The sequence below is a fragment of the Streptomyces sp. NPDC021356 genome (assembly GCF_040641015.1).
In the GTDB taxonomy this organism is placed as follows: domain Bacteria; phylum Actinomycetota; class Actinomycetes; order Streptomycetales; family Streptomycetaceae; genus Streptomyces.
Map to the genome: position 1 here is coordinate 109,647 of NZ_JBFACU010000006.1, position 14,050 is coordinate 123,696.

13 protein-coding genes are annotated in these 14,050 nt (G+C 74.1%); 5 read left to right on the forward strand and 8 right to left on the reverse strand.

Going from position 1 to position 14,050, the window contains the following annotated elements; all coding sequences use genetic code 11:
- Positions 1 to 461 precede the first annotated feature (461 nt).
- Positions 462 to 1,478 carry a phosphotransferase gene (locus tag AB0G56_RS09820; RefSeq protein ID WP_360966311.1) on the forward strand — a complete coding sequence of 339 codons (1,017 nt, stop codon included), beginning with the start codon at positions 462 to 464 and terminating at the stop codon, positions 1,476 to 1,478.
- 137 nt (positions 1,479 to 1,615) lie between these two features.
- Here the strand turns inward: AB0G56_RS09820 and AB0G56_RS09825 are convergent, their stop codons facing one another.
- Positions 1,616 to 3,262 carry a protein kinase gene (locus tag AB0G56_RS09825; protein WP_360966314.1) on the reverse strand — a complete coding sequence of 549 codons (1,647 nt, stop codon included), beginning with the start codon at positions 3,260 to 3,262 and terminating at the stop codon, positions 1,616 to 1,618.
- A 409-nt stretch (positions 3,263 to 3,671) separates the two neighbouring features.
- On the opposite strand from AB0G56_RS09825, the gene AB0G56_RS09830 reads away from it, so the two are divergent.
- Positions 3,672 to 5,384 carry a protein kinase gene (locus AB0G56_RS09830; protein WP_360966317.1) on the forward strand — a complete coding sequence of 571 codons (1,713 nt, stop codon included), beginning with the start codon at positions 3,672 to 3,674 and terminating at the stop codon, positions 5,382 to 5,384.
- Positions 5,385 to 5,478: 94 nt separating this feature from the next.
- On the opposite strand, the gene AB0G56_RS09835 is transcribed toward AB0G56_RS09830, so the two are convergent.
- Together AB0G56_RS09835 and AB0G56_RS09840 are read right to left on the reverse strand one after the other, a co-directional pair.
- Complete coding sequence (locus AB0G56_RS09835) at positions 5,479 to 6,018, reverse strand: bacterial proteasome activator family protein (RefSeq protein ID WP_360966320.1); 540 nt, start codon at positions 6,016 to 6,018, stop codon at positions 5,479 to 5,481.
- A 27-nt stretch (positions 6,019 to 6,045) separates the two neighbouring features.
- Complete coding sequence (locus tag AB0G56_RS09840) at positions 6,046 to 6,666, reverse strand: helix-turn-helix transcriptional regulator (RefSeq protein ID WP_360966323.1); 621 nt, start codon at positions 6,664 to 6,666, stop codon at positions 6,046 to 6,048.
- Positions 6,667 to 6,814: 148 nt separating this feature from the next.
- Here AB0G56_RS09840 and AB0G56_RS09845 point away from each other — a divergent pair, with 148 nt between their 5' ends.
- Positions 6,815 to 7,501 (forward strand): hypothetical protein, encoded by a 687-nt coding sequence (locus tag AB0G56_RS09845; RefSeq protein ID WP_360966326.1) that lies wholly within the window; start codon positions 6,815 to 6,817, stop codon positions 7,499 to 7,501.
- Between the two features lie 62 nt (positions 7,502 to 7,563).
- On the opposite strand, the gene AB0G56_RS09850 is transcribed toward AB0G56_RS09845, so the two are convergent.
- The gene (locus tag AB0G56_RS09850; RefSeq protein ID WP_360966329.1) at positions 7,564 to 7,962 is read right to left on the reverse strand and encodes a helix-turn-helix domain-containing protein; all 399 of its coding nucleotides are present in this window, start codon (positions 7,960 to 7,962) and stop codon (positions 7,564 to 7,566) included.
- Positions 7,963 to 8,118: 156 nt separating this feature from the next.
- Here AB0G56_RS09850 and AB0G56_RS09855 point away from each other — a divergent pair, with 156 nt between their 5' ends.
- Positions 8,119 to 8,730: an NAD(P)H-dependent oxidoreductase gene (locus AB0G56_RS09855; RefSeq protein ID WP_360966332.1), complete on the forward strand. Its 612-nt coding sequence runs from the start codon at positions 8,119 to 8,121 to the stop codon at positions 8,728 to 8,730.
- Positions 8,731 to 8,864: 134 nt separating this feature from the next.
- Complete coding sequence (locus AB0G56_RS09860) at positions 8,865 to 9,197, forward strand: hypothetical protein (RefSeq protein WP_360966335.1); 333 nt, start codon at positions 8,865 to 8,867, stop codon at positions 9,195 to 9,197.
- A gap of 72 nt (positions 9,198 to 9,269) precedes the next feature.
- Here the strand turns inward: AB0G56_RS09860 and AB0G56_RS09865 are convergent, their stop codons facing one another.
- The 4 genes from AB0G56_RS09865 to AB0G56_RS09880 all read right to left on the reverse strand — a co-directional run bounded on the left by AB0G56_RS09865 (position 9,270) and on the right by AB0G56_RS09880 (position 13,991).
- Positions 9,270 to 10,250, reverse strand: coding sequence for an NAD(P)H-quinone oxidoreductase (locus tag AB0G56_RS09865; RefSeq protein WP_360966337.1), 981 nt, complete (start codon positions 10,248 to 10,250; stop codon positions 9,270 to 9,272).
- A gap of 176 nt (positions 10,251 to 10,426) precedes the next feature.
- Positions 10,427 to 11,524, reverse strand: coding sequence for a potassium channel family protein (locus AB0G56_RS09870; RefSeq protein ID WP_360966340.1), 1,098 nt, complete (start codon positions 11,522 to 11,524; stop codon positions 10,427 to 10,429).
- Positions 11,521 to 13,044 carry a molybdopterin molybdotransferase MoeA gene (locus tag AB0G56_RS09875; RefSeq protein ID WP_360966343.1) on the reverse strand — a complete coding sequence of 508 codons (1,524 nt, stop codon included), beginning with the start codon at positions 13,042 to 13,044 and terminating at the stop codon, positions 11,521 to 11,523. The genes AB0G56_RS09870 and AB0G56_RS09875 overlap by 4 nt, the downstream gene beginning before the upstream one ends.
- Entirely contained in the window at positions 13,041 to 13,991 is a 951-nt protein-coding gene (locus tag AB0G56_RS09880; protein WP_360966346.1) for an NTP transferase domain-containing protein, read from the reverse strand. The genes AB0G56_RS09875 and AB0G56_RS09880 overlap by 4 nt, the downstream gene beginning before the upstream one ends.
- Positions 13,992 to 14,050: the final 59 nt, after the last annotated feature.

Below are 14,050 nucleotides of genomic sequence, written 5' to 3' on the forward strand. Positions count from 1 at the left end.
CACGGGGCACGGGGTGGGTGCCACTCGGCCGGGAACAGGCGTGACAGGTGCCCCGGCGAGCGCCCTGCAACAGTCACGTTACCCAGTGCTCCACATTTCTGGGAAACCCCTCCTGACCTGCGTGTTTCCTTGGATTTCCAAGTACTTTCGCTTGGACGTCCAAGTACCTCGCCGGGCGTTCGGGGCAGCCGCTGGTCACAGCCTTGCAGGGGGCCGGAACACCGGCACGTTATCCCGGTCACCCCGTAGTCGGGAAGAGTTCACGAGTGGCCGGAACCGCTCTTGACGAAGGACGCCGCCGGGCGGCCGAGGGCCCTGAAACCGGGACGAAGGGAGAACCGCACCGTGATCTCCTGTGACCGAAAGCGACTACTGACGACTGTCTGTGACAAGCCCCAGCTCACAGCCCCGTCCGTTGCCCTAGCATCTGCCGCGTGCCGCGCTCATGTGTACCACCCTCTGTGCCCCACGCGCCCCCTCTGAGTGCCCTGCTGCGCCAGTACGCCGCCGGTTCCGCCGTCACCTGCGAGCCGGTCGACCAGGGGCTGCTCAACCGCGGCTACCGCCTGTGCACGACCCGTGGCCGCTACTTCCTCAAGCACCACTTCGACCCCGACACCGCCGACCCGGCGTCGATCGCCCGCCGGCACCGCGCCACCCAGCGCCTCGCCGATCTCGGGGTCCCGGTGGCACCGGCGCTGGCGGGCCGGGACGGCCGCACGGTCGCCGTCATCGGCGGCCACGCCTACGCCCTCTACCCGTGGATCGACGGCCGGCACCGGCACGGCGGCCAGCTCACCACCGGCCAGTGCGCCCGCCTCGGTGCGCTCCTGGGCGCCGTGCACGCCTGCCTGGAGCGCGTGATGCCCCCGAAGGGACGCACCCGCCCCGCCACGAGCCCGCACCCCGTCCGCAGCGCGGACCCGGCCGACACGCTCGCCCTGATCGACGACCTGCTCGGCCACGTCCACCGCCACCGGCCGCCGGACGCCTTCGACGAACTGGCCCGGCACCGGCTCCTGGAGCGCCGCACGCTCCTCGAGCAGCACGCCGACCGCCGGCCGCCCCCCGGCGGCCCGGTGGGCTGGGTGCACGGCGACTTCCACCCCTACAACGTGCTCTACCAGGGGGACGCCCCCGCCGCGATCGTCGACTGGGACCGGCTCGGCGTACAGCCCCGCGCGGAGGAGGCGGTACGGGCGGCCGCGATCTTCTTCGTCCGGCCGGGCGGCACCCTGGACCTGGCGAAGATCGCGGCGTACGCGCGCGCGTACCGGCGCGCGGCCGGGGCCACGCCTGCCGAGCTGGCCGCCGCGGTGCACCGCGTGTGGTGGGAACGCCTGAACGACTTCTGGATGCTGCGCTGGCACTACGAGCGCGGCGACACCCGCGCCGATCCCCAGTTCCCGGCCGCGTCGGCCCTGGTGGTGTGGTGGACACGGGAGTACGACGCGGTGTGCGGGGCCTTCGCGGAGTGAGCGCGGGGAGCGGGGTGAACGCGGCGAGCACAGTGCGCGGGGAGGGGGCGCGGGCGGGGCGGGGTGTTGCTACGGCCCGCTGATACGCCACGCGCGCGTGGCGCCCCGTCGAGGCTCCACGCGCGCGTGAGGGTCGGTCAGCCGTTGTTGTCGCCCCCGGGGCCGGCGGCCCCGTCCGACGTCCCGTTGGTGTCGCCGCTGCCGCTGCTGGTGCCCTGGTCGGTTCCCTCGCTCGGCGTGCCGTTGCCGCCCTGGCTGCCGCCGTTGCCCGGGGACTGCGTCTGCGGGGGCGGGCTGGACACCTCGTGCGAGCTGGGCTCGCCCGACGGCTGGTCGGACGTGTCGTCCGACGGCGTCTGGGACGGTGTCCACGACGGCCGGTGCGACGGCGTGTAGTCCCACCCGGAGCCGCCCGAACCCGAGCCGGTGTCCGCCGAGTGGTCCGAGGGCCGGCCGGTCGGCTCGCCGGTCGCGGAGGAACTGGGCTGCTGGTCCTCGGCGGACTGGGTGGCCGAGGGCGACTGGGTCGTGCCGGTGCCGCCGCCACCGCCCTTGTCGCCGCTCCTCTGCAGGGCCAGCGCCACGCCCGCCGCGATGGCGATCACGGCCAGCACGGCGAGGATCCACAGCTTGCCCCGGCCACTGCCCTGGTTGCCGTGTCCCTCGAAGCCGCCGTCGTCGCCGTTGCCGTAGCCCGCGGGCAGGATCGGCTGCGGGATCTGCGTGGTGCCGGCCTGGCCGTCGCCGTGGTGCGGCATCACCGTCGTGCCGGCGAAACCGGCCGCCGGGGTGTGCCGGCCGTCGGGCGCGGCCACCGGGCCGGTGTTCCAGGTGCCGGTGTGGCCGCCCTGGTCGTAGAGCATCTGGAGCGCGTACTGGACCATTCCGCGCATCTCTTCGGCCGTCTGGAAACGGTCGTCGGGCTCCTTGGCGAGCGACCGCATGACCAGGCCGTCGAGTTCGGGCGGGCAGGCGCCCTGCGAGGTCGTCGACGGCGGCACCGGCAGGTCCTGGACGTGCTGGTAGACCACCGACAGGGGGGTCTCGCCGGTGAAGGGGGGCCGCAGCGCGAGGAGTTCGTACAGCAGGCAGCCGGTGGCGTACAGGTCGGACCGGTGGTCGACGGCCTTGCCGAGCGCCTGTTCGGGGGAGAGGTACTGCGGGGTGCCCATGACCATGCCGGTCTGCGTCATCGTCGTGGACGCCCCGTGCAGGGCGCGCGCGATGCCGAAGTCCATCACCTTCACGGCACCGTTGTCGGTGATGATGACGTTGGCGGGCTTGATGTCGCGGTGCACGATGCCGTGCTGGTGCGAGTAGGCGAGGGCCTCCAGGACACCGGAGACGATGATCAGTGCCTGCTCGGGGCCCGGCGCCTCCGCGTTGAGCAGCAGGTCGCGGATGGTGCGGCCCTCGACCAGCTCCATCACGATGTACGGCACCGACTGACCGCCGACGAGGTCCTCGCCGGAGTCGTAGACGGCCACGATCGCATGGTGGTTGAGGCCGGCGACCGACTGGGCCTCGCGCGTGAAGCGGGCCTTGGAGACCGGGTCCTCGGCCAGGTCCGCGCGGAGCAGCTTGACCGCGACGGTGCGCCCCAGGCGCACGTCCTCGGCCGCGAACACCTCGGCCATGCCGCCGCGGCCGAGCCTGCGCGTCAGCCGGTAGCGGCCGTCGCCGACCAGGCCGCCGTTGCCCCACAACTCCGGCGCGTCCGACATACCGCCGCCGCCAGACGCCTCGGGGTCGGACGGGCCCTGGGCGCGCTGCGTCTGTGCCATCAGTCCTCGCCGTCGTTTCTGCCCGCGGTGCGCGGTGTTGTCACGGTCTCCGTCGGCCACGCTACAGGCTCGGCGCAAGCCGACGGTCCGGGTTCGCCGCGGGCACCGGTCCGGGACGGACCGGCCATCAAACCGCGATCGGCCGCCGTCGTGCAAATTCCTTGTGCCGGTCGTACGTCCGCTGTAACGCTTCCGCGACGCTTCCTTCGCGTACGGTCACGGAACGGGCACCGAGCTTGACGTGTCGGTGCCCTGGGGCAGACTTGGCCGGGAATAACACTTTCGATCATCGAGATCCGGACATGCGGTCAGGTCAGGTCCGGTCCCGGGACCGTCGACGGACAGCCGACCGCGCGGACGCGGCAGCCGCCGGCGTCGCGCACAGCCGCGCACATGGGGGACGCAGAAGATGAGCCAGGACGGCGCGCAAGGCCGGTTCGCGGGGCGGGCGCTGGCCGGCGGCCGCTACCAGCTGCGCGACTTGCTCGGCGAGGGCGGCATGGCCTCGGTGCACCTCGCCTACGACTCCGTGCTCGACCGCCAGGTCGCGATCAAGACGCTCCACACCGAACTGGGCCGGGAACCGGCGTTCCGCGAGCGGTTCCGCCGCGAGGCCCAGGCAGTGGCGAAACTCACGCACACGAACATCGTCTCGGTCTTCGACACCGGCGAGGACACGCTGGCCGCCGACGGCTCCACCGCGGGGGACGGCACGCCGATGCCGTACATCGTCATGGAGTACGTCGAGGGCCGGCCGCTGGGCTCGGTGCTCGACGAGGACGTGCGCCGGCAGGGCGCGATGCCCGCCGACCAGGCCCTGAAGGTCACCGCGGACGTGCTCGCCGCGCTGGAGATCAGCCACGAGATGGGCCTGGTCCACCGCGACATCAAGCCGGGCAACGTGATGGTGACCAAGCGCGGCGTCGTCAAGGTCATGGACTTCGGCATCGCCCGTGCCATGCAGTCCGGCGTCACCTCGATGACCCAGACGGGCATGGTCGTCGGCACCCCGCAGTACCTCTCGCCCGAGCAGGCGCTGGGCCGGGGCGTGGACGCCCGCTCCGACCTGTACTCGGTCGGCATCATGCTGTTCCAGCTGGTCACCGGGCGGCTGCCGTTCGACGCGGACTCGCCGCTGGCCATCGCGTACGCGCATGTGCAGGAGGTGCCGGTCGCGCCCTCCTCGGTCAACCGTTCGCTGCCCCCGGCGGTGGACGCGCTGGTCGCCCGCGCGCTGAAGAAGAACCCCAACGAACGCTTCCCGAGCGCCGAGTCCATGCGCGACGAGTGCCTGCGCGTGGCGGCGTCCTTCCAGGCTGCCCCGCCCAGCATCGTCCCGGGCGCCCACGCGCCGAGCGGCGCGGGGGTCGGCTCCGCGGTGTTCCCGCCGGTCGACACCGCCCCGCCGGTCCAGGGCAGCGTGCAGACGCCGTACCAGCCGGCCCCGGCTCCGAACCCGTACGGCACCCCGGCCCCGGGTCCGGCCGCCCCCTCGCCGGCGTACGGCTATCCGCAGCAGCAGGCCGGGCAGCACGCCGGGTACCAGCCCCCGCACGCCGCCTCGCCGTACGCCCCGCAGCAGGCGTCGACCCCGCCGCCGTACGGCGTCCCGCCGCAGTCGGTGGGCGGCGTGCCGGACCGTTCGCCGGGCGGCGGCAGGAGCAACAAGGCGGTGATCATCGCGTCGGCGGCCGTCGCCGTGATCGCGGTCGTCGGCCTGGTCGCCGCGCTCCTGCTGAACAAGGACGGCGGCAGCGACACCGCCGGAGGCGGCGGCGGCAGCACCACCGCGAGCCCCGGTTCCTCCTCGGCGGCCGTCGAGGGCCACCGCGGCCCCGACACGTCGAAGACGATCGACGTGAACGCGTGCAAGGAGCCGCAGGAGTCCTACAACGACCCGAAGCTGATCAGGGTGCCGGACTTCCAGTTCAAGTACATCGGTTCGGTCAAGGAGTGCCTCCAGGCCGCGGGCTGGCAGCTGAAGGTGATCGACCAGGACGAGAACACGTACGGCCAGGGCACGGTCATGAGCCAGTTCCCCGCGGCCGACACGGACGTCGACCCGAAGAAGATGCCGGTGATCCAGCTCAACGTGTCGACGGGCGACCCGGCCTCGTCCTGACCGCCGGACCGGCCGGACCGGCCGCGGTTCCCGACGGGCGAGGGCCCGGCAGCCGAGCTGCCGGGCCCTCGCCCGATGCGGTGGTGCGTACGGTCTACAGGTACGGCCCCCCGGACCGGCCGCCCAGGTGGGGGTCGTCGCCGCCCTCGTGGCCGACTCCCGGCGGCAGGGCGCGGCGCATCTGCTCCAGCTGGGCGCGGGCGGCCATCTGCTGCGCGAACAGCGTCGTCTGGATCCCGTGGAAGAGTCCTTCCAGCCAGCCCACCAACTGCGCCTGGGCGATGCGCAGTTCCGCGTCGCTCGGGGTTCCCTCGTCGGTGAACGGCAGGGAGAGCCGCTCCAGCTCCTCGACCAGCTCGGGCGCGAGACCGTCCTCCAGCTCCTTGACCGAGCTGGCGTGGATCTCCTTGAGCCGGACCCGGCTGGCCTCGTCCAGAGGAGCGGCCCGCACCTCTTCGAGCAGCTGCTTGATCATGCTGCCGATCCGCATGACCTTGGCGGGCTGCTCCACCTGCTCCGTCACCGGGGTCTCGCGCGAGTCGTCGTCTCCGCCGCCCCCGAGCGCCATACCGTCCTGGCCCACGACCAGGATCTGCGGATTCTCCGGCGACCGTTCGTTCCTCGGCATCTCCATGCGGCCATTCTCTCGTACCGGCAGTTCTCATCTCCTTGGTGCCCCCCGGGGAGGGTGATCCACCGTGTGAACGCCGCCGGAGTCCGCCGGACGGGCCAGCCGCTCCAGGCGGGCCGCGCAGTGGTCCAGCCAGCGGGACTCGGCCTCCGCGCGGCAGATCGACTGCTCCAGGACCAGCAGCCGGGCCACCTCCCCGGCGTGTTCGGGCAGCCGCGCGAGGACCTCCGCCCGCTGCCGTACGCGGTCCTGCAGCGCCTCGGACACGTGCCGGCGCTGCGCATCGACGATCTCGCGCACGTCGACGCCGGGGGCTCCCACGGCCAGCACCAGCTTGGCGGTCAGTTCGTCGGGCGCCGGCTCGCCCGGCGGCTCCGCGCCCCGCTCCTCGGCGCCTTCCACGGGCCGCGTGTACCAGGACCCCAGTTCGACGCGGCCCGCCTCGGTCAGCGCGTACGTCGCCCGTCCGGCCCGGTCCACGCCCTCACGGACGACCAGGCCGTCCCGTTCCAGACGGCCCAGGGCCGCGCAGACCCGGCCGAGGTGCAGGGGCCACGCCGCCGCGGTGCGGGCCTCGAACTCGGCGCGCAGCCGGGAGACGGAGCGGGGGCCGGTCGCCAGGAGTGCCAGCAGCGCGTGCGGTATCGCCATAACCGGATTGTGCAGTGGATTCGGCCTGGCGGCTGAACCCGGAGTGCCGGATCGGCCCGGCGATGTGACTGTGGTGGCACTGCACACCGCTGATCGGTATTGACCGACACTGATCGGCACCGATCGGCCACCGTGAGGGGGTCCCCGGGTGACTCCATGGCTGCGCGTCGCACTGCGTACGGCGGGACCACTGGTCGTGCTGGGCGCGCTCGCCCTGCACGGTGCTCCCGCCCGGGCGTGCGCCCCCGCGTACGAGCCATCCTCCTCCGCGTCGGAGCGCACCCCCACGGCGCCGCCCTCCGCCACGGCGCCCGGCCCGGACACCGTCGCCTCGCCGGACCCGCCGAGCCCGTCCCCTACGCCGCCCCCACGTACGCAGCCCCCCGCGTCGCACGGCACGCCCCCGCCGCTCTCCTCGTCGGCCGCCTCCACCCCTTCCCCGGTGGCCGCCGCCATCGCCCCGTCGGCCGCCGCCCCCTTGCTCCACGAGCCGTCAGGGGCGGGCAGCGCGGCGGAGGAGGGGCGGCAGCGGCCGGGCCGCCCCCATCGGCACGAGAGCGAGGTGGAGGGCGCCGACCGGGGCCGGCCGCGTCATGACCGGGACGACGGCGCGGATTCCGGCGCGCGCGGCACACCGACGGCCGCGCCCCAGGCGCCGGCGGCCGTCGCCCCCTCGCCCTCCGCGCCGCGGACCGCGCCCGTCCCCCGGCCCGCGGTCGAGGACGGGCCGGCGACCGGTCCCGTACTGGAGATGCTGCCGCTGGGCAGCGGGCTGGTCCTGATCGGGCTCGGCCTGGGACTGGCGTTCATCGCCCTGCGGGTCCGCCGGGCCTAGCCGGACCGTGGTGCACGTAGGCACGTAGGCACGTAGGCACGTAGGCACGTAGGGCGGGGGCGTCACGCGTTCCGGGTGTCCTCGGTTTCCCGCTGCCGCAGGGAGGGGCAGCCGTCCTGCTCGGACGTCCCGAGGAACCGCTCGGCCCAGCCGCCCAGTTCCTGGAGGGCCGGCCTCAGGGCCTCGCCCGCGGGAGTGAGTCGATAGGAGACGCGCAGGGGCGGGCCGGCGTCCACCTCGCGGCGGACCAGGCCGGCCTCCCCGAGTTCGGCGAGGCGGTCGGAGAGCATGCGCTCGCTGATCCCGCTGACGGCGCGGCGCAGTTCGGCGAAGCGGCCGGGACCGCTCATGAGGCTGGCGAGGATCACGCCGTTCCAGCGTTTGCCGAGAAGCAGGAAGACGCGTTCGACCGCGCCGCCCACCGCCGAGCACTGCCCCGCGTCCTGTCGCTCCACTGTCATGCGCCCATGGTACCGCCCACCGTTCATTTACTGCGGAAAAGTAGGGTACTGTAATTTCGTAAGTAGCTGACGAAGCTGCCGTATGAAACCGGGTGCCTCCGCACGCCCGGACCACCCCTGCCGCGCCCCGCGCGGCCCTCCCGAGGAGCACCTTCCATGGCCGTCCTGCTGCACCTCGACTCGTCCCTCTTCCCGCTGGAGAACTCCGGCTCGCGCCGGCTCACCGACGCCTTCCGCAAGACCTGGCAGGAGGCGCACCCGCAGGGCAGCGTCATCTACCGCGACCTGGCCGCCGCCCCGGTGCCGCACCTGGACGCCGCCACCGTCACCGCCGAGTCCCTCCCCCCGCTGCGCGAGGAACTCATCGCCGAGTTCGAGAAGGCCGACGTCATCGTCATCGGCGCCCCCATGTACAACTTCACGATCCCCTCCACCCTCAAGGCCTGGCTGGACCAGATCATCCTGGCCGGGCGCACCTTCGGCGAGGGCGTGCCGCCGTCCGGCAAGCGCGTCGTGGTCGCGGCCTCGCGCGGCGGCTCCTACCGCCCCGGCACCCCGCGGGCCGGCTTCGAGCACGACACCAACTACCTGGAGACGGTGCTGGGCGGCGGGCTCGGCCTGCAGGTCGAGGTCATCACACGCGAACTGACGATGGCCCCGGTCAACCCCGCCATGGCCGCCCTGGTACCGCAGGCCGAGGAGTCGGAACGCGAGTCGCTGGAGCGTGCCGCCGAATCCGCGCGGGAGCACGCCGCGCTCCTGGTCTGAACCCCGAGGCCCGCTCGCCCCGGCCCGCTCGCTCCGGCCCGCTCGCCCCGGCCCGCTCGCCCCGGCCCGCTCGCCCCGGCCCGCTCGCTCCGGCCCGCTCGCCCCGGCCCGCTCGCCCGGAAAGGTGCTTCACGATGTCCACGCGCGCCACCGCGCACGCCTCATGGCGGCGCGCGGCCCTCACCCTCACCGCGACGGTCACCGCCCTGGCCGCCCTCTCGCTGCCCGCCGCCGCCGCGCCGGACCGGCACCGCCAGGACAGCGGCCACTCGATCAAGGTCGACGGCAGCCAGGTCTTCCACCGAGAACGTGGCGGCCGACCAGCACTACGTGTACACCGCCGACATGGCCGACGGCTCCGTCTGTCGCGGGCGGCCCGGGGCGAAGACGCCCGAACCCTTCCTGCCGGGCGGCCAGGACGGCCGTACCAGCGTCCCCGGGATCAAGACCGCCTGCCGCTGCGGTGACCTCCCCCACCCCGTGGTGCGGACCCGGCGCCGGGCTCGGTGCGCCGGAACCGCACGGTGTCGCGGCGCCGCTCAGGAGGCCACCAGCAGCACCTTGCCGACGTGGGAACTCTCCTCCACCAGCCGATGGGCGGACGCGGCCTCCCGCATCGGCACCTCCCGGTCGACGACCGGCCTGACGTGCCCCTGAGCGAACAGCGGCCACACGTGCTCTCGGACGGCCGCCACGATGGCCGCCTTCTCGTCGAGCGGGCGGGCCCGCAGCGAGGTCGCGCTGACCGCGGCCCGCTTGCCCAGCAGGACGCCGATGTTCAGTTCGGCCTTGGTGCCGCCCTGCATGCCGATGATCGCGAGCCGCCCGTTCACGGCGAGCGCCCGGACGTTGCGGTCCAGGTACTTGGCGCCCATGTTGTCCAGGATGACGTCGGCGCCTGCCCCGTCCGTGGCCTGCCGGATCTCCTCGACGAAGTCCTGCTCCCGGTAGTTGATCAGGATGTCGGCGCCCAGCTCGGCGCACTTCTCCAGCTTCTCCTCGGTGCCCGCCGTGACCGCGACCCGCGCGCCGGCGGCCTTGGCCAGCTGGATCGCCATGGTGCCGATGCCGCTGGAGCCGCCGTGCACGAGCAGGGTCTCGCCGGGGCGGAGATGGGCGACCATGAAGACGTTCGACCAGACGGTGCAGGTCACCTCGGGCAGGGCCGCCGCCTGCTTGAGGTCCACGCCCGGCGGGACGGGCAGCAGCTGGCCGGCCGGGACGGCGACCTTCTCGGCGTAGCCGCCGCCCGCGAGGAGCGCGCACACCTCGTCGCCGACCGCCCAGCCGGACACCCCCGGCCCGAGGGCGCTGATCCGGCCGGAACACTCCAGGCCGGGGTAGCGGGAGGCGCCGGGCGGCGGGTCGTAGTGGCCCTGGCGCTGCATGATGTCGGCCCGGTTGACGGCGCCGGCCACCACCTCGACCAGCACCTCGCCCTCGCCGGGGACGGGATCCGGTACCTCGTCCCACACCAGCGCCTCGGGCCCACCGGGTTCGGGAATCGTGATCGCATGCATGGGGCCGACGCTACTCCTCGCCCGGCCCCGCGCCGCGGGCCCCGGCCCGCGCGCGTGCCGCGGGTCGGCCCGCCGATCGCGGGCGGTGCACCGATCGCGGGCGGTGCACCGATCGCGGGCGGTGCACCGGTCGCGTGCCGTGGGACGGTCGCGGGCCGTGCGCGCGGGCCCCGAGGTCAGTCCAGCGGCAGCGGGCGGGTGTCCGGGGTGACCTGGGTGCCGGGGGTGGCCCGCACGATCGTGATCAGGCGGTCCGTCAACTGCAGGGAGGCGGCGGCCGGATCGTCGTACCCGAGGACCCGGTGACCGCGGACGACGCTCACCACCAGGTCGTCGATCTCACGTGGACTGCGGCCCGCCTCGGCCTTTATGACGGGCCGTTCGACGATGTCCAGCCCGCTGCCCTGCTGGATGATGTCCTCCATGACCATGCCGGCGGCGGGGCTGAGCACGGAGAGGCCCAGCAGCCTTCCCGCCGCGCTCGCGCTGGTGATCACGGCGTCCGCCCCGGACTGCTTGAGCAGCGGGGCGTTCTCCTCCTCCCGCACCGCGGCGACGATCTTCACCGCCCGGTTGAGCTGCCGGGCCGTCAGGGTCACCAGGACGGCCGTGTCGTCCCGCTGCGTGGCGATGATGATCTGCCGCGCCCGCTGGACCTCCGCCCGTTTCAGCACCTCGCTGCGGGTGGCGTCGCCGACGATGCCCGCATATCCCTCCGCCGTGGCGGCGTCGATCACCTTGGCGCTGGGGTCGACCACGACGACCTGCTGCTTCTTCAGCCCGGTCGCGCAGACGGTCTGGATCGCCGACCTTCCCTTCGTCCCGAAACCGATGACGACGGTGTGTTCGCGCAAGGTGGACCTCCAGCGGCTCAGACGCCACTCCTCGCGGGTGCGCTCGGTGAGGACTTCGAGCGTGGTGCCGACGAGGATGATCAGGAACAGCACGCGCAGCGGCGTGATGACGAGGATGTTGGTGAGCCGGGCGCTGTCGCTGACGGGCGTGATGTCGCCGTACCCGGTGGTGGAGAGGGTCACCGTCGCGTAGTACGCCGCGTCGAGGAGGTCCACGGAGCTGTCGGCGTTGTCGTGGTAGCCGTCGCGGTCGGCGTAGACGACCACGACGGTCACGACCAGTACGAGCAGTGCCATGGCCAGTCGCTTCCCGACCTGGCGTATGGGACGGTCGACCACTTTCCTCGGGAGTTTCACCCGATGGGTCACGAGATGCTCGTCCGCCTGGCGGGCGATCGCGTCATGGCCCGGAAGTTTCACGTGAAACACACTCCGATTCCGGCGGCGGCCCAGGGCAGGTCCAGCAGTTCGGCCTCCTGGCCCGCGCGGAGACCGCCCGGCGGTACGACGGCCAGCGCGTCGGACGCCGCGACACCGCGCAGCATGGCGGGGCCGTTGTAGTGCAGCGGGACCGCGTGATCACCCCGCAGGACGACGGGGACGAGCCGGGTGTCGCCGGGGTGCCCGTGCACCGCGTCCCGCAGCGGCAGCGTGTACGGCTCCGGGGCCGGGCGCGCGGCGAGGGTGCGCAGCAGCGGCTCGGCGAGGGTGAGCAGTCCGGAGACGGCGGCGAGGGGGTTGCCGGGGAGGCCGACGAGGTGCTGGTTCTCCTTGGTGCGGGCCAGGAGCATGGGGTGGCCGGGACGCACCTGGACGCCGTTCACCAGCAGCTCGGCGTCCATGCGGCGCAGGGTGGGGCGGACGTGGTCGACGGGGCCGGCGGCGGTCCCCCCGGTGGTGACGACGAGGTCGGCCTCGGACCGGGTGAGCGCCCGGTGCAGGGCCTTGGCGTCGTCGCCGATCCGCCGCACCGCGGCCACCTCGGCACCGAGGGCGCGCAGCCACGGCGGCAGCATCGGGCCGAGCGCGTCCCTGATCCGGCCGTCGTGCGGCAGGCCCTCGGTGAGCAGCTCGTCACCGAGCACGAACACGTCGACCCGGGGCCGGGGCACGGCGGTGAGGGTGTCGTAGCCGGCCGCGGCGGCCAGGCCCAGCACGGCCGGGGTGACCAGGGTGCCGACGGGCAGCAACTGGTCGCCGGTGCGGCACTCCTGTCCGCGGGCGCGGATGTCCTGGCCGTGGCCGGGGTCGCGGACGGAGTGCAGCTTCCCCTTGGCGTCCGTCCGGCCGTGCTCGGTGCGCAGCACGGCCGTGGTGTCCTGCGGGATGCGGGCACCGGTCGCGATCCGTACGGCCTCGCCGTCGGTCAGCGGCTCGGGCTGCGCGTGCCCGGCCAGGGAACCGCCCTCGCGCACGTCCCAGGGCCCGGGCCCCGCGACCGCCCAGCCGTCCATCGCGGAGGTGTCGAAGGAGGGCAGATCGGTGAGGGCGGCGAGGGGGCCGGCCAGGACCAGGCCCAGGGCCGCGTCCAGGGGGACCGAGACGGGGGAGCGGCGGGCGGCGGCACGGACGGCGCGGGCGGCGATCTCACGGGCCGCCGGCCAGGCGACGGCCCGCGCGTGGCCGTGCGGGTCCGCCTGCGCGCCGTGCGCGTGCGGGGCCGTGGCGGGTCCGGTTCCGGGGCCTGGGCCGTGCCCGGCCGACTGTGCCCCGGCGGAGGTACGACACCCTGAGGGGTGACCGGAGAGGCCGTGGCCGGGGGTGGCGTGGCCGGCGGACGCCGCGCCGCCGGGGGCCGGCGTGTCACCGTGGCCGTTTCCGGGGCCGTTGCTGTCGCCGTCGCCGGGGAAGTGGCCGGCACTCTCGTTCACCAGCGCGAGCGCCTCCTCGACGTCGAGGTCCTCGGCGTCCTCGCCCGTTCGCACACCGCGGGCCGTCATCCGGCGTCCGGGCGCGTGTCGGGCGTGGCATCGGGGGCCACGTCGCCCTGCGCCCCCGCACTGCCCGTGCTCTCCTCGTCCGCCCAGCGCAGGGCCAGTGCCGCCGCCTTGCGGGCGGCCTCGGCGACCGCTTCGGGGCCCGCCCCGGTCCGGGCGGCGGCGTAGCCGACGAGGAAGGTGGTCAGGGGCGCCGCGGGCCGGGCCACTCCGTGGGCCGCGTCGCGGGCGAGATCGAGCAGTACGGCGGTGTCGACGTCCAGGTCGATGCCCAGTTCGTCCTTGACTGCGGAAATCCATTCATCCAGCACGTGCCCATGCTCCCTGATGCGTGCCCTGGCGGTGGCGATGTCGTCCCAGGTGTCGCAGTCGAAGGAGGCTACGTCGTCGGGGACGCGGGTGAGGTCGAGTGCCGCGGTCAGCCGGCGCAGGGGCAGACCGGTGAGGGTGCCGTGCTCCCGGGTGAGCGCCGTCAGTTCGCGGCGCAGCGCGGGGGCGCGGTAGGCCGCCACGAGCGGCTGGTCGCGGCCGTCGGCGTCGGTGAGCAGCACTCCGTCGGCACTCCCCGCGTCCAGGGCGGCGAGCAGGTGCCGCACCGCGTCCGGCCGCAGGAAGGGCAGGTCGGCGGAGAGGACGACGACCAGACCGGCCGTGGTGTGGCGCAGCCCCGCGGCGAGCGCGGCGAGCGGACCGCCGCCGGGCGGTTCCTCGCGCGCCCAGCGCACGGGCCGCGCCGTGGGCCGGGGGCCGGCCACGACGACGGTGGTGCGCGCCCCGGCGCAGGCCCCGAGCACCCGGTCGAGCAGGGCCCGGCCGCCGACGCGCACACCGGGTTTGTCCGCGCCACCGAGCCGGCGCGCCGCTCCCCCGGCGAGCACGACGGCGTCGTGGTCCGGCGGCGGGTCGCCGAACGGGACGTCCCGGGCGCCGGAATGCTCGTAGGCGGTCACCCCCCGAGTATGCGTCCCGCCCGTGACCGTGAGGAACACGGGCGGGTCGCGGGGGCCGC